This window comes from Kytococcus schroeteri, assembly GCF_042433515.1.
GTDB lineage: Bacteria > Actinomycetota > Actinomycetes > Actinomycetales > Dermatophilaceae > Kytococcus > Kytococcus schroeteri.
The window spans coordinates 121,178-143,374 of the sequence record NZ_JBHLVH010000019.1 but is presented as its reverse complement, the minus strand read 5'-3'; the positions used below and the strand labels follow the sequence as shown (position 1 = coordinate 143,374).

Annotated in this window: 23 protein-coding genes and 1 pseudogene; 16 read left to right on the top strand and 8 right to left on the bottom strand. The window is 73.3% G+C overall.

What is annotated here, in order from left to right; translation table 11 throughout:
* On the bottom strand, positions 1–679 hold a 679-nt coding region (locus ACFFHC_RS09745; RefSeq protein WP_379805027.1), incomplete at its 3' end, for an EamA family transporter.
* A gap of 129 nt (positions 680–808) precedes the next feature.
* Here ACFFHC_RS09745 and ACFFHC_RS09740 point away from each other — a divergent pair.
* Positions 809–1,351, top strand: coding sequence for a CGNR zinc finger domain-containing protein (locus tag ACFFHC_RS09740; RefSeq protein WP_070705031.1), 543 nt, complete (start codon positions 809–811; stop codon positions 1,349–1,351).
* A 3-nt stretch (positions 1,352–1,354) separates the two neighbouring features.
* Here ACFFHC_RS09740 and ACFFHC_RS09735 read toward each other — a convergent pair whose 3' ends face one another.
* Positions 1,355–2,125 (bottom strand): NUDIX domain-containing protein, encoded by a 771-nt coding sequence (locus ACFFHC_RS09735; protein WP_237769759.1) that lies wholly within the window; start codon positions 2,123–2,125, stop codon positions 1,355–1,357.
* Positions 2,126–2,208: 83 nt separating this feature from the next.
* Here ACFFHC_RS09735 and ACFFHC_RS09730 point away from each other — a divergent pair, with 83 nt between their 5' ends.
* The 5 genes from ACFFHC_RS09730 to ACFFHC_RS09710 all read left to right on the top strand — a co-directional run bounded on the left by ACFFHC_RS09730 (position 2,209) and on the right by ACFFHC_RS09710 (position 6,030).
* Entirely contained in the window at positions 2,209–3,108 is a 900-nt protein-coding gene (locus ACFFHC_RS09730) for a Rossmann-like and DUF2520 domain-containing protein (protein WP_379805022.1), read from the top strand.
* Positions 3,109–3,263: 155 nt separating this feature from the next.
* Positions 3,264–3,785 (top strand): methylated-DNA--[protein]-cysteine S-methyltransferase, encoded by a 522-nt coding sequence (locus tag ACFFHC_RS09725; protein ID WP_070705834.1) that lies wholly within the window; start codon positions 3,264–3,266, stop codon positions 3,783–3,785.
* A gap of 38 nt (positions 3,786–3,823) precedes the next feature.
* Complete coding sequence (gene lysS / locus ACFFHC_RS09720) at positions 3,824–5,365, top strand: lysine--tRNA ligase (RefSeq protein WP_070705833.1); 1,542 nt, start codon at positions 3,824–3,826, stop codon at positions 5,363–5,365.
* The gene (locus ACFFHC_RS09715; RefSeq protein WP_070705832.1) at positions 5,365–5,544 is read left to right on the top strand and encodes a hypothetical protein; all 180 of its coding nucleotides are present in this window, start codon (positions 5,365–5,367) and stop codon (positions 5,542–5,544) included. The genes lysS and ACFFHC_RS09715 overlap by 1 nt, the downstream gene beginning before the upstream one ends.
* A gap of 138 nt (positions 5,545–5,682) precedes the next feature.
* Entirely contained in the window at positions 5,683–6,030 is a 348-nt protein-coding gene (locus tag ACFFHC_RS09710) for a histone-like nucleoid-structuring protein Lsr2 (protein ID WP_070705836.1), read from the top strand.
* Between the two features lie 106 nt (positions 6,031–6,136).
* Here the strand turns inward: ACFFHC_RS09710 and ACFFHC_RS09705 are convergent, their stop codons facing one another.
* Positions 6,137–7,651, bottom strand: a complete 1,515-nt coding sequence (locus ACFFHC_RS09705) for a tyrosine-protein kinase domain-containing protein (RefSeq protein WP_070705831.1) — start codon at positions 7,649–7,651, stop codon at positions 6,137–6,139.
* Between the two features lie 186 nt (positions 7,652–7,837).
* Between ACFFHC_RS09705 and ACFFHC_RS09700 the strand changes: the two genes are divergently transcribed.
* The 3 genes from ACFFHC_RS09700 (at position 7,838) to ACFFHC_RS09690 (ending at position 11,583) form a co-directional block, all read left to right on the top strand.
* Positions 7,838–8,368, top strand: coding sequence for an arsenate reductase/protein-tyrosine-phosphatase family protein (locus ACFFHC_RS09700; protein WP_168168514.1), 531 nt, complete (start codon positions 7,838–7,840; stop codon positions 8,366–8,368).
* A 114-nt stretch (positions 8,369–8,482) separates the two neighbouring features.
* Positions 8,483–11,083, top strand: coding sequence for an ATP-dependent Clp protease ATP-binding subunit (locus ACFFHC_RS09695; protein ID WP_070705829.1), 2,601 nt, complete (start codon positions 8,483–8,485; stop codon positions 11,081–11,083).
* Positions 11,080–11,583, top strand: a complete 504-nt coding sequence (locus tag ACFFHC_RS09690; protein ID WP_238138138.1) for a DUF3817 domain-containing protein — start codon at positions 11,080–11,082, stop codon at positions 11,581–11,583. The genes ACFFHC_RS09695 and ACFFHC_RS09690 overlap by 4 nt, the downstream gene beginning before the upstream one ends.
* Before the next feature lie 84 nt (positions 11,584–11,667).
* On the opposite strand, the gene ACFFHC_RS09685 is transcribed toward ACFFHC_RS09690, so the two are convergent.
* From ACFFHC_RS09685 to disA, 4 genes are all read right to left on the bottom strand, one after another.
* A complete protein-coding gene (locus ACFFHC_RS09685; RefSeq protein ID WP_070705675.1) occupies positions 11,668–13,038 on the bottom strand; it encodes a hypothetical protein in 1,371 nt (456 codons plus the stop codon).
* A 135-nt stretch (positions 13,039–13,173) separates the two neighbouring features.
* On the bottom strand, positions 13,174–13,608 hold the full coding sequence (locus ACFFHC_RS09680; protein ID WP_144043029.1) for a hypothetical protein: 435 nt from the start codon (positions 13,606–13,608) through the stop codon (positions 13,174–13,176).
* A 31-nt stretch (positions 13,609–13,639) separates the two neighbouring features.
* A complete protein-coding gene (locus ACFFHC_RS09675) occupies positions 13,640–14,542 on the bottom strand; it encodes a helix-turn-helix domain-containing protein (RefSeq protein WP_101849267.1) in 903 nt (300 codons plus the stop codon).
* The gene (disA, locus tag ACFFHC_RS09670) at positions 14,543–15,628 is read right to left on the bottom strand and encodes a DNA integrity scanning diadenylate cyclase DisA (protein WP_070703264.1); all 1,086 of its coding nucleotides are present in this window, start codon (positions 15,626–15,628) and stop codon (positions 14,543–14,545) included.
* 119 nt (positions 15,629–15,747) lie between these two features.
* On the opposite strand from disA, the gene ACFFHC_RS09665 reads away from it, so the two are divergent.
* Positions 15,748–16,197 (top strand): YsnF/AvaK domain-containing protein, encoded by a 450-nt coding sequence (locus ACFFHC_RS09665; protein WP_180802197.1) that lies wholly within the window; start codon positions 15,748–15,750, stop codon positions 16,195–16,197.
* A gap of 34 nt (positions 16,198–16,231) precedes the next feature.
* On the opposite strand, the gene radA is transcribed toward ACFFHC_RS09665, so the two are convergent.
* The gene (gene radA / locus ACFFHC_RS09660) at positions 16,232–17,605 is read right to left on the bottom strand and encodes a DNA repair protein RadA (RefSeq protein ID WP_379805011.1); all 1,374 of its coding nucleotides are present in this window, start codon (positions 17,603–17,605) and stop codon (positions 16,232–16,234) included.
* A 50-nt stretch (positions 17,606–17,655) separates the two neighbouring features.
* On the opposite strand from radA, the gene ACFFHC_RS09655 reads away from it, so the two are divergent.
* The 6 genes and pseudogenes from ACFFHC_RS09655 to ACFFHC_RS09630 form a co-directional block, all read left to right on the top strand.
* Entirely contained in the window at positions 17,656–18,600 is a 945-nt protein-coding gene (locus ACFFHC_RS09655) for a Ppx/GppA family phosphatase (protein ID WP_070703261.1), read from the top strand.
* Positions 18,597–19,382: a sugar phosphate isomerase/epimerase family protein gene (locus tag ACFFHC_RS09650; protein WP_070703260.1), complete on the top strand. Its 786-nt coding sequence runs from the start codon at positions 18,597–18,599 to the stop codon at positions 19,380–19,382. The genes ACFFHC_RS09655 and ACFFHC_RS09650 overlap by 4 nt, the downstream gene beginning before the upstream one ends.
* Positions 19,383–19,524: 142 nt before the next feature.
* Positions 19,525–20,205 (top strand): TetR/AcrR family transcriptional regulator, encoded by a 681-nt coding sequence (locus ACFFHC_RS09645; RefSeq protein WP_168168398.1) that lies wholly within the window; start codon positions 19,525–19,527, stop codon positions 20,203–20,205.
* The gene (locus tag ACFFHC_RS09640; RefSeq protein WP_237769681.1) at positions 20,202–21,161 is read left to right on the top strand and encodes a proline dehydrogenase family protein; all 960 of its coding nucleotides are present in this window, start codon (positions 20,202–20,204) and stop codon (positions 21,159–21,161) included. The genes ACFFHC_RS09645 and ACFFHC_RS09640 overlap by 4 nt, the downstream gene beginning before the upstream one ends.
* Positions 21,162–21,163: 2 nt before the next feature.
* The gene (proC, locus tag ACFFHC_RS09635) at positions 21,164–21,997 is read left to right on the top strand and encodes a pyrroline-5-carboxylate reductase (protein WP_305778340.1); all 834 of its coding nucleotides are present in this window, start codon (positions 21,164–21,166) and stop codon (positions 21,995–21,997) included.
* Positions 21,978–22,197: pseudogene (locus ACFFHC_RS09630) on the top strand (hypothetical protein); the annotation flags it as partial. The gene proC and the pseudogene ACFFHC_RS09630, both read left to right, overlap by 20 nt.

Genomic DNA, 22,197 nt, shown 5'->3' with positions numbered 1-22,197 from the left:
CCACCACGAGGGTGACGCCGCCGATGAGCATGCCCAGCCCTGCCACGGCCACGGCCGGCATCTCGCGGTCCACCGAGCTGCTCACCAGGAAGTAGGTGGCCAGTCCGAGGGCGGCCGCCAGTCCCCAGGCCACGCCCACCGGGTCCAGCCCCGTGCTGCGCAGGTCGAGCACCAGCACCAGGCCGGCTACGGCGGTGGCCATGCCCACCAGTGTGAGCACGGCGGGGGCGCGGCCGGTGCGGGCCCAGAGGATCAGCACCACCAGCACCACGCCCATGTACTCCAGCAGCAGGGCCACGGCGGCAGGGATACGGGTGACCGCCTGGAAGTAGCAGAGCTGGGCCCCGGCCACGGCCAGCACGCCGTAGGCCAGCACCGGCCAGCGCTGCGACCAGGCCAGCTGCCACTTCCCGCGCAGCAGCACGAGCGTGGCGGGCGCGAGCACCAGGGCGCCCACGAGCACGCGGCCGATGATCACCGTGGCGGGCGACCACCCGGCATCCATGAGCGGTTTGCCGAGCGGCCCGGCGAGCCCGAAGGCCATGGCCGAGACGAGGGCCAGGGCCAGGCCGCCCCCGCTGCCGGGTGCGGCGGCCAGTCCACGGCGGGCCAGACGGGGGCGAGTCCTGCGGAGGGCCCCCATGGTCGGGGAGACGGCGTGGGTCGTCGTCGTGGGCACGGTGGTCCCTCCTCGGGGCGGGTCGACGGGGTGGTGCACCCCGGTACGGAGCCGGCGATGTCATGGGTGTCACGCTGGTTGGCGCATGACGGGAGGCAGACGGTACGTGCGCTAGGGTCATGCGTCAACATGCACTTCACCCATGACACCGACGACGCCCTGCAGGGCGCGGCCGCGCTGGTGAACACCGCGCCGGGCCCCCGGCAGGGCGACCTCCTGCCCGACACCGCTGCGCTCGAGGCCTTCGAGCGGGAGTGGGGCTGGACGGGGCGCTTCGACGACACCGAGGAGGAGCTGGCCGAGGTGCGCGCCGTGCGCGACCGGCTGGCCACCTTCTGGCGGCTGGACCCCGAGCCGGCCGCGGGCCTGGTGAACGACCTGCTGGCCGAGTACGAGGCGCGTCCCCGCCTCGTGCGGCACGACGACTACGGCTGGCACGTGCACGCGGTCTCCGACGACGCCCCGGTCGCGGCGCGGATGGCGGTGGAGGCCGCCCTCGCCCTGGCCGACGTGCTCCGGGCGGACGCCTGGGACCGCCTCGCCACGTGCGCCGCCGAGGACTGTGCGGGGGTGCTCGTGGACACCTCGCGCAACCGCTCGCGGCGCTTCTGCAGCACGGCCTGCGGCAACCGCCAGGCCGTGGCCCGCTACCGCCGACGCCGGCGCGGCTGAGGGTCAGCCGAGCGGGTCCGGATCCCCGTCGCTGAGCACCACGGTGCCGCGGCGCACGGCCTGCCCGTCCCACACCTGCGCGAGGTGGCGGGCCACGTAGGGGGCTGCGTGCTGGGCCACCTCGTCCGGTGTGCACCAGTGCAGGGCCGCGATCTCGGTGGGCTGCAGGGTGGCTCGCTCCACGAGGTCGGGCTGCTCGCCGAGGTCGAAGACGCACAGCAGGGCGTCCGACCAGCCACGGTAGGGCGGCATCCAGTTGACGCTGAGCAGCCCGCGCACCGGAAGGTCCACCCCCATCTCCTCGCGCACCTCGCGCACCACGGTGGCCTGCGGGCCCTCTCCGGGGTCCACGATGCCGCCCGGCAGGTCCCACTCGGTCTTGTAGGTGAGCTCGCAGAGCAGCACCCGTCCCTGCCGGTCGGTGACCACGCCCTGGGCGATGACGCGCTTGGTGGGCATGGAGCTGTCGAGCACCCCCAGGCGCCCCTCGCGGGAGAGGCGCGGCGGGTCGTTGTCCAGGCGGGTGGCCAGCAGGCGGTCACCCTCCGGGGAGGGGCCGGCCAGGGCCCGCAGGGTCCCCTCGGTGCGCAGCCCGGCCCGTAGGGTGAGGCGGCGCAGGTCGCGGCGGTCGGGGTGCAGCAGCACCTCCACGCGCCGGGCGCCGGCCTCCAGCTCGGCGTCCACGGCCTCCATGAGCGCGGCGGGCTCGCAGGCGTGCTGAAGCTCGGTGCGCCGCACGCCCTCGGCGGGGGTCTGCCACTGCCAGGTGCTCACCCCGCGAGCCTTCCACACCGGCCCCGACCGCGCGGCGTGGTGTCCACGGGGCGTGACCGCCCGGGGTGCGTAGGGTGCGCCGCATGACGAGCACGCACGAGGCACCGCGGCTGCGCATCGGCATCGTGGGCGCCGGGCGGGTGGGGGCCGTGCTCGGTGCCGCCTGGGAGCGCTCGGGGCACCGGGTGGTGGCGCACAGCGTGGGGGACGACGCCGCCGAACGGGCCGCCGCGCTGCTGCCCACCAGCATCCGCTGCGAGCCGGCGGACGTGCCGGGGGAGGCCGACCTGGTGCTGCTCGCCGTGCCCGGGCGCGACGCCGCCGGGGTGGTGCACGGCCTGCTCGCGGCCGGCGCCCTGCGCCCCGGGCACCTGCTCGTGCACACCGTGCCGGGCGTGGGGGTGGAGCTGTTCTCCCCGGTGCTGGCCGCGGGGCTGCCGGTCCTGGGGTTCTCCCTGCAGCCGGCGATGGTGTTCTCCGGCCAGTCGCAGGACGTGGACCGCCTGGGCGACACCGTGGTGGGCCACCTCTGCCCGCTCGAGCTCGACGCCGTGGCGCAGTCGCTCGTGGTGGAGCTGGGCGCGACCCCGCTGCGGCTGGAGGCGGTGGACCTGCCCCGCCACGACGCGGCGGTCACTGTGGCCACCGAGGGGGTGGCGGCCCTGGTCACCACGGTGCGGCGGGCCCTGGCCGAGGGCGGGGTGGCGCGCCCCGACGCCGTGGCGGGCCCGCTGCTGCGCGCCTCGCTGGAGGCGGCCCTGGGCAGTGGCGAGACGCCCGCGGGGACCTCGCCCTCGGGGCCGGTGAGCGGCTGGGACGCCGACCGGGTGCGGGCACAGCAGGCCGCCTCGGGGGACGACCCGGCGCTCGCCGAGGTGCTGGCGGCCCTGGAGCGGGCCGCGGCGCGTCACGCGGTGGCCGCCCGCATCGAGGCACCGCCGGCGGCGCACGCGGTGCTGCGCGCGCTGGGTCTGGAGGACTGAGGTCCTGCACCCCTCCCGCGGAGTCAGATGGATCTGTGGACGGCCGGGTGGCGTGGATGCCCGTCCACACCCGCTCGGGGGTGGGGCTGGTGCCGGGGCGCCGGTGGGTGTTGGGTGGTGCCCACGCACAGTCCGATCCCTCGCCCGGAGGCACCATGACCCCCCGCGTCCTGCCCGAGCCCGTCGCCGCGGCCGACCGCGTGCACCGCGTGGTGCCCGTCCCGATGGGGGAGGTCACCCTGGTGGGCGATGGCCACCGCCTCGAGGGCCTGTACTGGCCCGACCACACGCCGGCCCCGGACCGGGAGCGCTTCGGCCCCCGCGACGACGAGGCGTTTCCCGAGGCGGTGCGGCAGCTGGGCGAGTACTTCGACGGCACCCGTCGCACCTTCGACCTGGACCTCGCTCCGCGCGGCACCGACTTCCAGCGCCTGGTCTGGGACGAGCTCGCCCGCATCCCCTTCGGCCAGGTGCGCACCTACGGCGAGGTGGCCGAGGCCATCGGGCGCCCCACGGCCGTCCGGGCGGTGGGGGCGGCCAACTCCCGCAACCCCCTGAGCATCGTGGTGCCCTGCCACCGCGTGGTGAGCGCGTCGGGGCAGGCGCACGGCTACGCGGGCACCGTGGAGAACAAGGAGTGGCTGCTGCGTCACGAGGGGGTGGACCTGCCCGGGTGAGGGTGGGCGGCACCGCGGGAACGCCTAGAATCGTGAGGGTGACTGAGCAGCCGACCACGCCCCAGGACCCGACCACCCCCCAGGCCCCCGCCGAGGACCTGCCCGAGCAGATGCGGGTGCGCCGGGAGAAGCGGGCGCGCGTGCTGGAGTCCGGTGCCCAGGCCTACCCGGTGGAGGTCCCCCGCACCCACTCCCTGGAGCAGGTCCGCGAGCAGTGGGGCCACCTGGGGACGGGTGAGGAGACGCAGGAGGTCGTCTCGGTGACCGGCCGCGTGGTCTTCTCGCGCAACACCGGCAAGCTCTGCTTCGCCACCCTGCAGGCCGGTAGTGGCGAGCGGCTGCAGGCCATGCTCTCCCTGGCCGAGGTGGGGCAGGAATCCCTCGAGCTGTGGAAGTCCGTGGTGGACCTGGGCGACATCGTCTCGGTGACCGGCCGGGTCATCTGCAGCCGTCGCGGCGAGCTCTCGGTCATGGCCACCGACTGGCAGTTGGCCTCCAAGGCCCTGCGCCCGCTGCCCACGCTGCACAAGGACCTCTCCGAGGAGCAGCGCGTCCGCCAGCGGTACGCCGACCTCATCGTGCGCGACGAGGCCCGCCGCATGGTGATGACCCGCTCGGTCATCACCTCCACCGTGCGACGCTTTCTGGAGGACCGCGGCTACACCGAGATCGAGACGCCGGTGCTGCAGCTCATCCACGGTGGCGCGCACGCCCGCCCGTTCCACACGCATCTCAACGCCTTCGACCAGCCGATGACGCTGCGCATCGCGCTGGAGCTCAATCTCAAGAAGGCCGTCGTCGGTGGCATCGAGAAGGTCTTCGAGATCGGCCGCATCTTCCGCAACGAGGGCGTGGACTCCACCCACAGCCCCGAGTTCACGATGCTCGAGGCGTACGAGGCCTGGGGCGACCAGACCACCATGGCCGAGCTCATGCAGGAGATGTACCTGGCCGTGGCCGACGCCCTCATCGAGGCCGGCCTGCTGGAGTCCCGGGTGCTGCACACCCCGGCCGGGGACATCGACCTCGCCGCCGAGTGGCGCTGGCTGCCGGTCTACGAGGGTGTCTCGCAGGCCGTGGGCACCGAGGTGACCCCGCAGACCGACGAGGCCACCCTGCGCCGCCTGGCCGCCGAGCACGACGTGGAGCTCGAGGACGGGTGGGGCGCCGAGAAGATCGTGCTCGAGCTGCTCTCGGAGCTCGTGGAGCCCGGCCTGGTGCAGCCCACCTTCCTGTGCGACTACCCGCCGTCGGCCCAGCCGCTGGCACGCCCGCACCGCAGCAAGCCGGACCTCATCGAGGCCTGGGACCTCATCATCGGCGGCGTGGAGCGCTCCACGGCCTTCTCCGAGCTCATCGACCCGGTGGTGCAGCGCGAGGTGCTCACCGCCCAGTCGCTCGAGGCCGCCGCCGGTGACCCGGAGGCCATGCAGCTCGACGAGGACTTCCTGCGCGCGCTGGAGTACGGTGCCCCGCCCATGGGTGGCCTCGGGTTCGGTCTGGACCGCATGGTCATGCTGTTCACCGGCGCCGGCATCCGCGAGACCATCCTGTTCCCCCACACCAAGCCGGAGGCGTGATGAGCGAGTTGTTCGGCGCGATCTGGCCGTACATCGCGGCCCTGGTGCCCAGTGTCGGCATCCTCTACCTGTTCTACGTGCTCATGAAGCACATCGTGGAGGGCGACCGCCGCGAGCGCGCCGCGGTGGCCCAGTGGGAGGCGGAGCAGGAAGCCGCCGAGGAGGATCCCGTCGGCTGAAGACCGACGCAATGAAGGGAAAACGGAACCGTGGACGCGGTTCCGTTTTCTGTTGCTGCACCCCGGGAGTTGCGGAAAACGATTCCGATGGGATCAAATGTGTTCCGAAACCAGCAGGAACGAGAGGACGTGGATGAGATGGTGCAACGACAGGTGATCATTCTGGAGGACGACCTGGACGGCGGTGAGGCCACGGAGACCGTGACCTTCGCCCTCGACGGCGTCTCCTACGAGATCGACCTCAACGCCGACAACGCCGCCCGACTGCGCGACGACTTCGCCACCTGGGTGGGGCACGCCCGCCGGGCCGTGGGCCGCAAGGCGCCCGCCAAGCGCAGCAGCGGTGGTTCCAGCACCTCCGGGGCCGCCCGCAAGCGCGAGCTCGCGGCCATCCGCGAGTGGGGCCGTGCCAACGGCTGGGAGGTCAGCGACCGAGGTCGCCTCTCGGCCGACCTCGAGGAGGCCTACGCCAAGGCCAACGGCTGACGCGGGCGGGCGCCGGGCGTCGGCCGCGGCGCCACCGCACACGGCGGAGGGCCACCGGGATGATTCCCGGTGGCCCTCCGCCGTGTGCGCCCCGTGGGGCGCTGGCTCACTTCTTGCGACGCTTGCGGCGCTTCCTGCTCTTCTTGTCGTCGCCGTAGCCGTCGCCGTAGCCCGCACCGTAGCCGTACGAGCCATAGCCGTAGCCCTCGCCGTAGAGGATGCGGTTGAGGCGGCTCACCGACGCGCGGTTGATGACGGCACCCAGCAGGTTCGCGTTGACATTGCGCAGGTTGGCCGCGGCGCGCTCCACGTGCTCCTTGCGGGTGTCCCCGGCGGCCACCACGAGCACCGCGCCGTCGGCGGCGGTGGTGAGCAGCGCGGCATCGGTCACCGGCAGCAGCGGCGGGGCGTCGAGGATGACGCGGTGCGTCTGGGTCAGCGTGGCGATGAGGTCGCGCATGCGCTGCGAGCCCAGCAGCTCCGAGGGGTTGGGCGGGATGGTGCCGGCCGGCAGCACCATGAGGTTGGGGTGCGCGGTGGGCTGGACGGCGTCGGCCAGGTCGGCCGTGCCGGCGAGCACCTGGGTGAGGCCAACCGAGGCGTCGATGTCGAAGATTCCGGCCACCGACGGGCGGCGCAGGTCGGCGTCCACGAGGATGACGCGCTCCCCGCCCTCGGCCAGCAGGTAGGACAGGTTGGACGAGATGGTCGACTTGCCCTCACCCATGCGGGCGGAGGTGACGACGATCGACTTGGGCGCGTGGTCGACGTTGACGAAGCGCAGGTTGGTGCGGAACTGGCGCAGGGCCTCCCGGGTGGCGAAGTCCACCTCGCCGGAGTCGCGGACGGCGCGCTCCGGGGAGGACAGGGCCTCGTTGGCCGGGATGAGGCCCAGCGTGGAGGTGCCGCCCGAGGCCTCCTCGATGTCCTCCTGGGTGCGGATGCGGGTGTCCTGGCGGTGGCGGAACCACGCGATGAGGTAGCCGAGGGCCAGGCCGGCGAGGCCGCCGAGCACCAGGGCGCGGGCCGGCTGCGGCTCGGTGGGCGAGGAGGGCAGGTCGGCGCTGGCCAGCGGCAGGATGCTGGTGGCCGGCGTGCGCTGCTCCTTGTCCTTCTGGCTGCTGCTCTCGTCGCTCGAGGGCTCCTGCTGAGCCGGGTAGGACGGTCCGTCGGTGAGGTTCTTGGTCTCCAGGTCCTTCACGTACGCGGCGGTCTCGGTGACCACGGCGTCGGCGAGCTGCTTGGCCTCCTGGGGCGACCCGCCCTTGGCGCTCACCGTGATGTTGGGGGTCTCCTCCTCCACCTTGGCGCTCACCCGCGACGACAGGGCGGCCGGGTCGGTGTCCAGGTTGAGCTGCTTGATGACCCGCTCTGCGACCGGCTGGCTGCTGAAGTAGGTCACGTAGGCCGAGCTCTTGGTGATGGCCAGCGAGTTGCCGGAGAGGGACTCACCCACGGTGCCGGTTCCCGAGGAGGCCTGCACCACGCCGGTGGCGGTGGCCGTGTAGACGGGGGTCTGCATGGCGACCCACCCGGCCGCGAGGGCGATGCCCGCCAGGGTGCTGAGCACCAGGGTGATGATGTGCCGGCGGGTGAGCCGGAGGATGTCGTCGAGCGTCAAGACGTTCTCCGTCGGTGGTGAGGATGTGAACCGGCTGCACCTACGGCGCAGTCCGGCCACTGTAGCGTTCCGGTGGGGCCGGCCACCGGCTCCCGGAGCGCTCGGTGACGTGAGAATCGGCACCCTCACCCCGCCTACACTCGGGCCGTCCGCCGTCGCTGCTCCGCACTCCTGGGAGGCCCCCTCGTGAACATCCTGTACGTCTGCAGCGGCAACATCTGCCGGTCCACCTTCGCCGAGCGCCTCTCTCGGCACCTGGCCCCCGCCGGGCTGTCCTTCGCCTCGGCGGGCACGACCGCGCTCGTGGGGCACCCGATGGAGGACCAGATGGCCGCCGAGCTGCGGCGCCGCGGGGGCGACCCGGACGGCTTCGCCTCCCGGCAGGTCGCGCTGCCGCTGCTGCGCGAGGTCGACCTCGTGCTCACCATGGAGCGCGGCCACAAGGCCTACGTGGTCGAGGAGGCGCCGGGCCTCACGCGGCGCACGCACACGCTGGGGCACTTCGTGCGCTCGGTGGACGAGCTGGCCGCCCGCGGGCCGGTGCCCGGCGGTCCGGAGCTGGTGCAGGCCGTGGCGGCCCTGCGCCTGCCCTCCTCGCGCTCCGAGTCGGTGGAGGACCCCTACCGCCGTCCGCCGGAGGTGGCCGCCCGGGTGGCCGAGCAGCTCACCGACTGGGTGGGTCGCGCCGTGGGGGCGCTGGCCGGTCGTCCCCTCTGAGCCCCGGCGCCGCAGGGTTCGCGCACAGCGAACGGCCCGACGGCCTCCGCGCGGAACAGCCCCCGAGGACGCACTGTTGAGCGACTAGGACGTCCCACGAGGCAAGGAGCTGAGATGTTCGAACGGTTCACCGACCGCGCACGGCGCGTCGTCGTCCTGGCCCAGGACGAGGCGCGCATGCTCAACCACAACTACCTCGGCACCGAGCACATCCTGCTCGGCCTCATCCACGAGGGCGAGGGGGTGGCCGCGAAGGCCCTGGAGAACCTCGGCATCTCGCTGGACGCCGTGCGTCAGGAGGTGCAGGAGGTCATCGGCCAGGGCAAGCAGGCCCCTTCCGGCCACATCTCCTTCAGTCCCCGGGCCAAGAAGGTGCTGGAGCTCTCGCTGCGCGAGGGCCTGCAGATGGGCCACCAGTACATCGGCACCGAGCACATCCTGCTCGGCCTGATCCGCGAGGGCGAGGGCGTGGCCGCCCAGGTGCTCGTGAAGCTGGGCGCCGACCTCACCACCGTGCGCCAGCAGGTGCTGGAGCTGCTCTCCGGCTACTCCGGCGGACAGGGCGAGCCGCAGACCGCGGGCGTGGGCGCCTCCGGCGGGCAGGGCGAGGGGACCCCGGCCGGGTCGCTGGTGCTCGACCAGTTCGGCCGCAACCTCACCCAGGCCGCCCGCGAGGGCAAGCTCGACCCGGTCATCGGGCGCGAGAAGGAGATCGAGCGGGTGATGCAGGTGCTCTCCCGCCGCACCAAGAACAACCCGGTGCTCATCGGCGAGCCCGGCGTCGGCAAGACCGCCGTCGTCGAGGGACTGGCCGCCGACATCGTGGCCGGCACCGTGCCGGAGACCCTCAAGGACAAGCACGTCTACACCCTGGACCTCGGGTCGCTGGTGGCCGGTTCGCGCTACCGCGGTGACTTCGAGGAGCGCCTCAAGAAGGTGCTCAAGGAGATCAAGACGCGCGGCGACATCATCCTGTTCATCGACGAGATCCACACCCTGGTGGGTGCGGGTGCCGCCGAGGGCGCCATCGACGCGGCCAACATCCTCAAGCCGATGCTGGCGCGCGGCGAGCTGCAGACCATCGGCGCCACCACGCTGGAGGAGTACCGCAAGCACATCGAGAAGGACGCCGCGCTGGAGCGCCGCTTCCAGCCGATTCAGGTGAACGAGCCCTCGCTGGCGCACGCCATCGAGATCCTCAAGGGCCTGCGTGACCGCTACGAGGCGCACCACCGCGTGTCCATCACCGACGGTGCCCTGGCCGCGGCGGTGAACATGGCCGACCGCTACGTCAACGACCGCTACCTGCCGGACAAGGCGATCGACCTCGTGGACGAGGCCGGCGCCCGCCTGCGCATCCAGCGGATGACCGCTCCGCCGGACCTGCGCGAGCTCGACGAGAAGATCTCCGCGGTGCGCCGGGAGAAGGAGTCGGCCATCGACGGGCAGGACTTCGAGAAGGCCGCCTCGCTGCGCGACGACGAGCAGACCCTGCTCGCCGAGCGCACCGAGCGCGAGAAGGCCTGGAAGGAGGGCGACCAGGACGTCGCCGCGGTGGTGGACGAGGACGTCATTGCCGAGGTGCTGGCCGCCACCACGGGCATCCCCGTGTTCCGGATCTCCGAGGAGGAGTCCAGCCGCCTGCTCAAGATGGAGGACGAGCTCCACAAGCGCATCGTGGGCATGGACGACGCCATCCACGCGCTCTCGCAGGCCATCCGCCGCACCCGTGCGGGCCTCAAGGACCCGCGCCGCCCCGGCGGTTCGTTCATCTTCGCCGGCCCCACCGGTGTGGGAAAGACCGAGCTGGCCAAGGCGTTGGCGGAGTTCCTCTTCGGCGACGAGGAGTCCCTCATCCAGCTGGACATGTCGGAGTTCGGCGAGAAGCACACCGTGAGCCGCATGTTCGGCTCGCCCCCCGGCTACGTCGGCTACGACGAGGGCGGCCAGCTCACCGAGAAGGTGCGCCGCAAGCCGTTCAGCGTGGTGCTCTTCGACGAGGTCGAGAAGGCCCACCCGGACATCTTCAACAGCCTGCTGCAGATCCTCGAGGACGGTCGCCTGACCGACTCGCAGGGGCGCACGGTGGACTTCAAGAACACGATCATCATCATGACCACCAACCTGGGTGCGCGGGACATCGCCAAGGGCGTATCGCTCGGCTTCTCGGCCGGCCCGGAGTCCGGCACGGACTACGAGCGCCTCAAGGCCAAGGTGTCCGAGGAGCTCAAGCAGCACTTCCGCCCGGAGTTCCTCAACCGCGTGGACGACACGGTCGTGTTCCCGCAGCTCACGCAGGCCGAGATCGTGCAGATCGTGGACCTCATGATCGGCCGCCTCGACGAGCGCCTGGCGGACAAGGACATGTCCATCGAGCTCACGCAGGACGCCAAGGAGCTGCTGGCCAAGCGCGGGTACGACCCCGTGCTCGGTGCCCGTCCGCTGCGTCGCGCCATCCAGCGCGAGATCGAGGACGTCATCTCCGAGAAGATCCTGTACGGCGAGTTCACCGCCGGCGACATCATCGAGGTGGGCGCCAACGCGCCGGCCGAGCCGGAGGAGCAGAACGTGGCCGGGCCCATCAACCCGGGTGCCAGCGGGGCCACGGTGCCCACCGGTGCGCAGGAGTTCACCTTCTCCTCGCGCCGCCGCGAGGGCGCCCCGGACCCGGACGCGCTGACCGGTGACGCCGACCGTGCGCTGGTGGGCGAGTGACCGCCCGCACCACCACCCCGGGGCGGGAGCACGACGGCCGGGTGGCCGACGCGCTCCCGCCCCGGCGGGTGTACGGCTGGGTGGCGGTGGCCGAGGCCATCACCTGGGCGCTTCTGCTCACGGGCATGGTGCTCAAGTACGTCACGCACACCACCGAGCTCGGGGTGCGCATCGGAGGTGGGGTCCACGGCTTCGTGTTCCTGCTCTTCTGCCTCACCACGGTGCTCGTGGCCGTGGACGGCCGATGGGGTGCGGGCCGCACGCTGCTGGGCCTGGCCTCCGCGGTGGTGCCCTTCGCCACCGTCCCGTTCGAGCGCTGGGCCGAGGGCAGGAGCCTGCTGGCCGACCGCTGGCGCCTGCGCCGTGAGCCCGGTACCGGGCCGCTGGAGCGCCTGGCGGCCTGGGCGCTGCGCAACCCGGCGGTGGCCGCCTTGGTGGCCCTGGCAGGCGTGGTGCTGCTCTTCGTGGCGCTGCTGTTCATCGGGCCGCCCGGGGGCTGACCCGGACCGCGCGACCACGCGCCCCGACGGCGGAGGGCCGGCACCCACACGGGTGCCGGCCCTCCGCCGTACGCGCGGCGCCGCTCAGCGCAGCTCGATGCCCTTGGCCTTGGCGTCCACCTCGCCGGAGCGCACCACGGCCAGCCAGCCCGCGCCCTCGTCGGCCTGCTTCACGTCGAGGTCCTGGCCGTCGTTGCCGCCGAACACCGAGCGGGTCACCAGCATCGTGAGGTCGCCGGCGTCCACCTCGTCCACCTTCACGCCGTCGCCCTCGGCCTGGTCGGTCACCTCCACGCGGTGCAGGGCCACGTGCACGTCACCGGCGGCGTCCTCCTCCAGCTGGATGCCGTCATTGGCCAGGTTGCCGTGCACGCGGGTGCGCGAAGCGGTGACCAGCACGTCGCCGGCGTCCTCCTCGGTGGTCTTGAAGCCCTCGTCACGGTTGCCGGAGAGCTCCGAGCGGGTGATGTCGGTGACCACGGAGCCGGTGCCCGACTCGTCCCAGTCCAGGCCCTCGTCGGCGTTGCCGGTGACGGTCGCACGCGAGACGCGGGCCACGATCGAGCCGGCGTCGGCCTCGTCCACGTCGATGCCGTCGTCGAGGTCGAGCTCGCCGTCCTCCACGCACGCGAGCTCCTCCTCGTCGGTGCGGTCGGCCAGCGGCAGGCAGTAGGTGCCGTTGTCGGTGAACGCCGTGCCGCGGCTGGTGGCCACCGCGTCGCCGGCGCCGCGTTCGTCGAGCTCCACCCCGTCGGCGCCGATGCCGGTGAACAGGTTGTCCCGGCCGGCCCAGACCAGGTCGCCCTCGCCGGTCTCGTCGACGCGCACGCCGTCGCGGTCGAAGGCGCCGGTGCCGGAGTCACGCACGGTGGTGTCGCGGACGCTGGCGCGCACGGAGGCCGCGGAGCCGGCGTTGTCGTCCACCCACACGCCGTGGCCGGCCACGCCGTCCACGGTGACGTCGCGCAGGGTGAGGTCCACGGTGCCGGTGGCACCGGCGGGCACCTCGACGTGCAGGGCGGAGGCCGAGCCCTCGTCCTCGCCGTCGGTGGCCACGTGGTCCATGGTCCAGCCGCCGCCGTCGGTGAGCGTGAGGTCCCGCAGGGTGACGTCCGCGCCGGAGGTCACGTGCAGCAGGTCGGTGCGCAGGTGGTCGCCGGCCAGCGTGGCTCCGTGGCCGTCGATGGTCAGCTCGCGCGTGCCGGCGTACTCCAAGGTGGACTCCACGGCGATGGTGCGCACGGTGCGGGCCACCTCGAAGCGCGAGTACCCGGCCTCGAGGCCGGCGCGCAGGGTGCCCCGGCCGGCATCGGCGCCGGAGGTCACGCGGTAGGTGCCGTGGATGGGGCCACCGGGGCCGCCGTGGCCGGGCGCGGCGGCCGGACCGGCGGCGGCGGAGAGCGGGGCCAACGGGGTGGTCAGGGCGAGGGTGAGGGCGAGGGTGGTGCGACGCACGGGCGTCCTCCTGAGGGATCGGGAGCGGGACCGCGGCATGGTGCGTCGTGCGGGTGGCCCCAGGGTGAACCCGCCGTGGCGATGGCGTGAAGACGGCCGGCGGCGCGCCGACACGAGGGCCGGTCAGCGCCCCGCCTAGCGCTGCCGTTCGTAGAGCCGCCGCACCACGTCGTCGGCGTCCGGCTCCTCGATGGCGAGGTCGCGCACCTCCGCGCGGGCGCCCACCTCGGCCAGCACCGATGCCGCGGTGGTGGTCGCGGCGTCGAAGGCCAGCTTCTGCCGCGCCCCGTCGGCCTCCACGCCCACCACCTGCGTGCCGGCGATCTCCGTGGCGCCGAACAGGTTCACCGCACCGAGCAGTCCCTGGGAGAGCCACACGAAGCCCATGAGCTGGTCCTGCTCGTAGCCAGCCCGCGTGCCGCCCACGGAGTCCGAGGCGGCCGAGAGCTGGGCGGAGCGGATGAGGCCGAAGGCCACGTTGGCCACCAGGCCGGCCAGCATCGCCAGGCGGTAGGCCGACTGCCGGTAGAAGCCCGCCGCCACCATCGCCCACCACGTCCGCGCTCGCACGAGGGCGGAATCTACCGGCGTGGCGCCCCGCTCAGGTCGGCAGCGCGTAGCCGGTGGCGTCGTCGCCCTCGGCCAGCCCGTCCTCGAGCAACCCGGCCAGGCAGCGTTCGGCCTGGGCCTCGGGGGCGCCGGAGGCGGCCAGCACCTCGGCGCGGGGCAGGGGTCCGTCGGCCTCCCGCAGCGCCTGCACGATGCGGCCGCGCGCCTGCCGGTCGGTGCCGGCCCACTTCTGGCCCCGTCGCGGCGGGCCGTCGTGCGCGGGCGATCCGGCCGCCACCCACGCGCACTCGGCCTGCAGCGGGCACTCCCTGCACCGAGGTGCCCGGGCCGTGCACACCAGCGCGCCGAGCTCCATGAGGCCGATGTTCCACTGCACCGAGTCCGCGGCGTCCTCGGGCAGCAGGCCGGTGGCCAGCCGCCGCTCGGCCGCCGTGTACGAGGGGGCGGGCAGGGCCACCCCGGTCACCACACGCGCCTGCACGCGCCGCACGTTGGTGTCCACCACCACCGCCCGCCGACCGAACGCGAACGACGCCACCGCGGCGGCCGTGTACTCCCCGATGCCGGGCAGGCTCCGCAGCACCTCCTCCTCGGCGGGCACCCGGCCGCCGTGCAGGTCGCGGATCGCCACGGCGGCGTCCACCAGTCGCAGCGCCCGGCGCGGGTAGCCCAGGCGGTCCCAGGCCCGCACCGCCTCACCCGGTCCGGCGGCGGCCAGGTCGGCCGGGGTGGGCCACTGCTCCATCCACCGCCGCCACACCGGCAGCACCCGTGCCACGGGGGTCTGCTGCAGCATCACCTCGGAGACCAGTACGCCCCACGGCGAGCACCCGGCATCGCGCCACGGCAGGTCCCGCGCGGTCCGCGCGTACCAGGCACTCAGGGGGTCGAACAGGCGGTTGGTGGCCCCACCCACCGGCGACGGCGCGCCCACTCAGACGTAGCGGTCCAGGATGCTGGTCTCGGCCATGCGGCTGAGCCCCTCCCGGATCGCCCGGGCCCGGACCTCGCCGATGCCCTCGATCTCGTGCAGGTCGTCGAAGCTCGCGGCCATGAGCTGCTGCAGGCCGTCGAAGTGCAGCACCACGCGGTCCACGATGGCCGGGGGCAGGCGCGGCACCTGCGAGAGCAGACGGTAACCCCACGGGGAGACGCCACGGTCCAGGGTGTCGGCGGCGGCGGGGTGCCCCATCGCGGCGGCCACGGCGCCCAGGTCGAGCAGGTCGGTGGTGGACAGGTCGGACACGCGCTCCAGCACGGCCTCCACCTCCTCGGGACCGCCGGCGGGGCTGTGCGCCGGGGCGTAGTCGCGCACCAGCAGCTCGCGGTCGTTGCCCAGGCCCGCGGTCAGCTCGGAGAGCTGCAGGTCCACCAGGCGGCCGTCGTTGCCCAGGGTGAGCACGTAGTGGCTGATCTCCTCGCGGATGCGGTGCACCATCTCCAGGCGCTGGGCCACGGCGGCCACGTCGCGCACGGTCACGAGGTCCTCGATCTCCAGCGCCGAGAGCGTGGCGGCCACCTCGTCCAGGCGCGCCTTGTAGCGCTCCAGGGTCTGCAGCGCCTGGTTGGCGCGCGACTGGATGACGCTCACCTCCTCCAGCACGATGCGCTGGTCGCCCATCCACAGGGCGATCACCGCCATCGAGGCCGAGACGGTCACCACGGGCACACCGGTCTGGCGGGCCACCCGCTCGGCGGTGCGGTGGCGGGTACCCGACTCGCGGGTCTCCACACTGGGGTCGGGCGTCAGCTGGGTGGCGGCGCGCACGATGCGCGAGAGGTCCGAGCTGAGCACCACGGCGCCGTCCATCTTGGCCAGCTCGCGCATGCGGGTGGCGGAGAAGTCCACGTTCAGCTCGAAGCCGCCGGTCGAGATCTCGTCGATGGTGCGGTCGTTGCCCAGCACGATGAGCGCACCGGTCCGGCCGCGGACGATGCGCTCCAGCCCGTCACGCAGCTCGGTCCCCGGCGCGAGGGTCGCCAACACCGCGTTCACTGCCTCGTGGTCACCAGCCTGCACGGCGCTGAGTCTAGGTGGCCACGGGCCGTGCGGGCACCGTCCGGACCACCGGGTGGTCCCGTGCCCGGCCGTGCGACACGATGGGGGCAGACCCACCGTCCGCAGCGAGGAGACAACCGATGGACAGCCGAGACACCGAGCGCACCTCGGTGGTGCGTCACGAGGAGCGGCTGCGCGCCGCGGTGCAGCAGGCGGAGCGCGGTACTGCGCGCATCCGCAAGCGGGTGGTCACCGAGACCGTCACGCTCGAGGTGCAGGTGCAGCGCGAGGTGCTTGAGGCCGAGGAGGGCCTCACGCCGGCCGCGGAGCCCGCCGGGGCCAGTGGCCGGGTCGTCGAGGGGGCGGCACTCGCCGGGCGCGACGTGCACGCCGACCCGCGCACAGAGGAGGTGCAGGTGGTCACGTTGCACGAGCAGCGCCCCGTGGTCACCCTCGAGACCGTCCCCTACGAGGAGGCCCGCGTGGTCAAGCGCGTGGTCACCGTGCCGCACGAGGTCACCGAGACCGTGCGCCGCGAGCACGTGGAGGTGCTGGGCGACCCGCAGGGCCTCGCCGACGAGCTCCGCTGAGCCCCTCTCCGCCAGCGCCTCGGCGCCGTGCCGCTCACCCGGGCAGCACGGCGCCGATCGCGTGCTCGAGGGTGTCGGCCTGGAAGACCTTCATGCCGGCCGGGGCGCGCTGGTCGCCGAGGGCCCCGCGGGGGATGACCGCCTTGTCGAAGCCGATGCGGTGCGCCTCCACGAGGCGCCGGGCGGTGCCGGGTGCGTTGCGCAGGTCGCCGGCCAGGCCCACCTCCCCCACGGCCACGAGGCCGTCGGGCAGCGGCCGGTCCGCCAGCGAGCTGGCCAGGGCCATGGCCACGGCGAGGTCGGTGCTCGGCTCGGCCAGGCGCACCCCGCCCACGGTGGAGACGTAGACGTCGGTCGTGGCCAGCCCCACCCCGCCGTGCCGGTTGAGCACGGCCACCGTCATGGCCACCCGGCTGGAGTCCACCCCGCTGGTGGTCCGCCGCGGGCTGGGCGCCTGGGTGGGCACGGCCAGGGCCTGCACCTCGGCCACGAGCGGCCGGCGGCCCTCGAGGGTCACCGTCAGGCAGGTGCCGGGCACGGGGGTGGTGTGCCGGCTCACGAACAGCCCGCTCGGGTCGGGCAGCCCGGTGATGCCGGACTCGTCGAGGTCGAAGCAGCCCACCTCGTCGGTGGGACCAAAGCGGTTCTTCACTGCCCGGATGAGCCGCAGCCGCGAGTGCCGCTCGCCCTCGAAGGTCACCACCACGTCCACGAGGTGCTCCAGCACGCGCGGGCCCGCGATGGCGCCCTCCTTGGTGACGTGCCCCACCAGCACGGTCGCGATGCCGCGCTGCTTGGCCTCCCGGATCACCGAGGCCGCCACCTCACGGACCTGCGAGACGTTGCCGGCGGCGCCCTCCACCTCCTGCGAGGCGACCGTCTGCACCGAGTCCACCACCAGCAGCGCGGGGGACACCTCCTCCACGTGGGCCAGCACGGAGGCCAGGTCGGTCTCGGAGGCGAGGTAGAGCTCGTCGGCCACCGCCCCGATGCGCTCGGCACGCATGCGCACCTGGGCCGCGGACTCCTCCCCGCTCACGTAGAGCACCGGTCCGCCGGCGTCGGCCACGCGGGCGGCTACGTCCAGCAGCATCGTGGACTTGCCGATGCCGGGGTCCCCGGCCACGAGCACCACCCCGCCCGGCACCATGCCGCCGCCGAGCACCCGGTCGAACTCCTCCACCCCGGTCGGCCGGTGCTCCGAGGCGGTGAGGTCAACGTCACCGATGCGTCGTGCGGGCTCGGCCACGGACCGTGCCGGGGCGGTCCGTCCCACCGGGCGGGCACCCACCTCCTGGAGCGTCCCCCAGGCCTGGCACTCCTTGCAGCGACCGATCCACTTGACGGTGGTCCACCCGCACTCGGTGCACCGGTAGGAGTCCTTGGTCCTGCTGGTCCTGGCTGCCACGCGTGCACCGTAGTCGCGAGGACCGACAACCTCCCGGCTACCCTTCGCCCATGCGCCTGGGTGTCATCGACGTCGGTTCCAACACCGTCCACCTCCTCATCTTCGACGCCCGACCGGGGGCGCACCCGATGCCCGCCTCGTCCTTCAAGCACGAGCTGCGTCTGGCCGAGCACCTGACGGCCGAGGGCGACATCTCCGCCGAGGGCACCGAGACCTTGGCCTCCTTCGCCGTGCAGTGCCTGGACCACGCCGCCGACATGGGGGCGACCACGGTGCTGGGTTTCGCCACCTCCGCCATCCGCGACGCGGGCAACACCGAGGCCGTGCTGCGCCGCGTCCGCGAGGAGAGCGGCGTGGACCTGCAGGTCCTCTCCGGGGAGCAGGAGGCGCGCCTGACCTTCCTCGCCGCCCGCCGTTGGTGCGGCTGGTCCTCCGGCCACCTGATGATGGTGGACATCGGCGGGGGCTCCCTGGAGCTGGCCGCCGGCCGCGACGAGGAGCCGGACGCCGCGGTGAGCCTGCCGCTGGGCGCGGGGCGCCTGAGCAGCCGCCTGCCGGGCGAGGTGGCCGACCCCGACGACGTGCGCAGCCTGCGCCGGTACGTGCGCGCCTCCATCGGCGAGGTGGTGCCGGACCTGCTCATCCGCGAGCCGCACAAGGTGGTGGGCACGAGCAAGACGATGCGGAGCCTGGCCCGCCTGCAGGGCGCGGCCCCCAGCGGGGATGGCCCCTTCGTCCGCCGCACCCTGCAACGGGACGCCCTCAAGGACTGGGTGGACCGCCTGGCGGCCATGCCGGTCTCGCAGCGCGCCTCCCTGCCGGGGGTCAACCAGGGGCGCGCCCGCCAGATCCTGGCCGGTGCCCTGGTGGCCGAGGGGGCCATGGACCTGCTCGGCATCGAGGAGCTCGAGATCTGCCCGTGGGCCCTGCGCGAGGGCGTGCTGCTGCAGTTCCTCGACCACCTCGACACCAAGGGGCTGCTGGAGATCTCGTGACCCCTTGGCCGGTGGGGCTCTCCGCCTCCAGCTGCTACCCGTGCAAGACGCCGTACACCTTCGAGGTGGCCGAGCGTCTCGGCTACGACGGCGTCGAGGTGATGGTCTGGGGCGAGAGCCTGAGCCGTGACGCCCGGGGGCTGCAGCGCCTCTCCGCGCGCCACGGTCTGCCGATCCTGGCGGTGGACGCCCCCACGCTCTTCCTCCTGCAGCACGTCTGGGGCACCACCTGGGACCAGATCGACCGCTCGGTGGCGCTCGCCGAGGAGCTGGGCTGCCCCACGGTGGTGGCCCACCCGCCGTTCGCCTGGCAGCGCCTGCACGGACGCCGGTTCGTGGAGGGCGTGGCCGAGCGCCAGGCGCGCACGGAGGTGCACATCGCCGTGGAGAACATGTACCCCTGGCGCGTCCCGTACGCCGGGGAGCGCGGCCGGGTGCCGATGTACCTGCCCGGCTGGGACCCGACCCACCACGACTACGAGCACGTGACGCTGGACCTCTCGCACACGGCCACCGCCCACGCCGACGCGGTGGCGATGGCCCGTGCGGCCGGGCGCTCGCTGCGCCACGTGCACCTGGCCGACGGGTCCGGCTCGCTCAAGGACGAGCACCTCCCGCCCGGGGAGGGCACGCAGCCCTGCGCCGAGGTGCTGGGGATGCTCGGCGAGCTCGGCTTCGAGGGCTCGGTGGTGGTGGAGGTCTCCACGCGGGGGATGTCCCGGGAGGAGGGCACCGACCGCTTGCGCCGGTCGCTGGCCTTCGCCCGGGAGCACCTGGCCTGAGGCCGGCGGCTGGTCGTCGACGACGGGCCGGGGCCACCGGATGAGGTTAGGCTCGGCACGGACCCAAGCACCCCGCACCGTGGGACGGCGAGCAGTTGAGAGGTGGACCATGCACAAGGCCGCGCGACGCGGACCCCGCCCGATGGGTTCCGACACGAAGGCAGACATCCTCGGCGCCGCGACCCGGTTGTTCTCGGAGTTCGGATACGAGGCGGTCTCCATGCGTGCCGTGGCACGCGAGGCAGGGGTCGACCCGGCCCTGGTGAGCTACTACTTCGGCTCCAAGGGGGGCCTGTTCATCCACGCGATGCGCCCCTCGGTGGACGCCGAGGAGGTGCAGGCCTTCATCGCCCAGGTGGACCCCGCGGAGTGCGGCACCGCGCTGCTCGCCTTCGCCCTGGAGTTCTGGGGCGACGTGCCGTCCGCCCAGCGGGTGTCGGGCACCCTCGCGGCAGCCAACTCGCAGCCCTCGGAGCGGGAGTTCCTGCGCGAGCTGCTCTTCGACGGCTTCATGCTGCCCATCGCGCGCCGGGTCAGCCCCGACGAGCCCGAGTTGCGCGCCACCCTGGCCTCCACCGTGCTGCTCGGCATGATCACCTGCGCGGCCACGCTGCGCATGCCGATGATGGACGGCCTCTCGGACGCCCGCCTGGCCGAGGCCCTGGGGGCGCAGTGCCAGGCCCTCCTCACCGGGCCGCTGCCGCCGGAGGAGCACGCCGTCGCCTCGCCCGGGGAGCTGCTCGGTCCCTCGGATGCGCCGACCGGCCTCCCGGGGGTGGACAATGATCCTCCCCAGAACCCTCAAGGAGATGTTTCCTCGTGACCCTTTTCGACCCCTCGGCCCTGATGCGCGACGCGTTCCTGGCCATGAGCCGCCAGACGGCCGTCCGCGACACCATGGTCAAGATGCCCGTCACCAACCGCGTGGTCTCCCGCTACGTCCCCGGTGAGGGCTTCGACGACGCGGTCCGTGACTGCTCCTCGCTGGTCTCCGAGGGCCGCACCGTGACCGTCGACCACCTCGGCGAGGACATCACCGAGCTGGCGCAGGCCACCGCCACCAAGGAGGCCTACCTCCGCTACATCCGCGAGATGAGCGAGGCCGGCCTCACCGCCGGTGGCAACGTGGAGTTCTCCCTCAAGCTGAGCGCCCTGGGTCAGTTCCTGGGCCGCGACGGCGAGAAGATCGCCCTGGAGAACGCCCGCGAGATCGCGCGCGCCGCCTCCAACGCCGGCACCACCATCACGCTCGACATGGAGGACCACACCACCACGGACTCCACGCTGGGCATCCTGCACGAGCTGCGCAAGGACTTCCCGGGCACCGGTGCCGTGCTGCAGGCCTACCTGCGCCGCACCCAGGCCGACTGCCGCGACCTCTCGGGCGAGGGCAGCCGCGTGCGCCTGTGCAAGGGCGCCTACAAGGAGCCGGAGTCGGTGGCCTTCCAGGACGACCACGAGGTGGACCTCAACTACGTCGAGTGCGCCAAGATCCTCATGAACGGTCAGGGCTACCCGATGATGGCCACGCACGACCCGAACATGATCGACATCGCCGGCTTCCTGGCCGACGCCGCCGGCCGTTCGGCGGACTCGTGGGAGTACCAGATGCTCTACGGCATCCGGCCCCAGGAGGAGTCCCGCCTCATCGACGAGGGCCACCAGCTGCGCGTCTACCTCCCCAACGGCCCGGACTGGTACGGGTACTTCATGCGTCGTCTGGCCGAGCGCCCGGCGAACGTCATGTTCTTCGCCCGTTCGCTGCTCTCCAAGGGCTGATCGTGGCCCCCGGGCTGGCCGGCACCCGCATCGCGATGGTGGGCGGGGGCGTCATGGGCTCCACCGTGGCCGCCGGACTCGTGCGTGCCGGCCACCCGGGTGGGCTCATCACGGTGGTGGGCCGTGACGCGGCCCGCGCCGCGGCCACGGCCGCGGACCTGGGCACCGCCTCGGGCACTGTGGCCGAGGCCGTGCCGGACGCGGACGTGGTGGTGCTGGCGGTCAAGCCGCAGGACATGGAGGCCGCCCTGGCGCAGGTGGCCGAGGTGCTCTCCCCGGGCACGCTCGTGATGTCCCTGGCTGCCGGCATCCCGCTGGCGTTCATGAAGGCCCGTCTGCCCGAGGGCACCCCGGTGGTCCGCACGATGCCGAACACCCCCGCCCGCGTGGGGCAGGGCATGGCGGCGCTCTCGCCGGACGCCCTGTGCACCCCCGAGCAGGTGGAGCTGGCCCGCGCGGTGCTGGCCTCCACCGGCGAGGCGGTCACGGTGCCGGAGAAGCAGCAGGACGCGGTGACGGCCATCTCCGGCTCGGGCCCGGCGTACCTGTTCTTCGTCGTGGAGTCGATGATCGAGGCGGGCGTGCACCTGGGCCTGCCGCGCGCCACGGCCACCGAGCTGGTGGTGCAGACGCTCTTCGGTGCGGCCACGATGCTCCGCGAGACGGGCGAGCACCCCACCATGCTGCGCGAGATGGTCTCGAGCCCGGGCGGCACCACGGTGGCCGCCATGCGGCAGCTGGAGGACCACAAGGTCCGCGCCGCCTTCCTCTCGGCCATGGAGGCCGCCGCCCATCGCAGCAAGGACCTCTCCGACGGTGTCGTCGACGACGACTGACCCCGCCGGTTCGGCCGGTGGGGTGGTCCTGCGCTGGCTCGACGCCACCTCGGACACCGACGTGGCCCTGTGGCGCGACGTCCGCCTGGCGATGCTGCTCGACACCCCGGGCGCGTTCGGCTCCCGGTACGCCGACCACCTCGGACTCGGCCTGGAGCGGTGGCGCGAGAACGTCGCCTCGCCGGTGATGTCCACGCTCG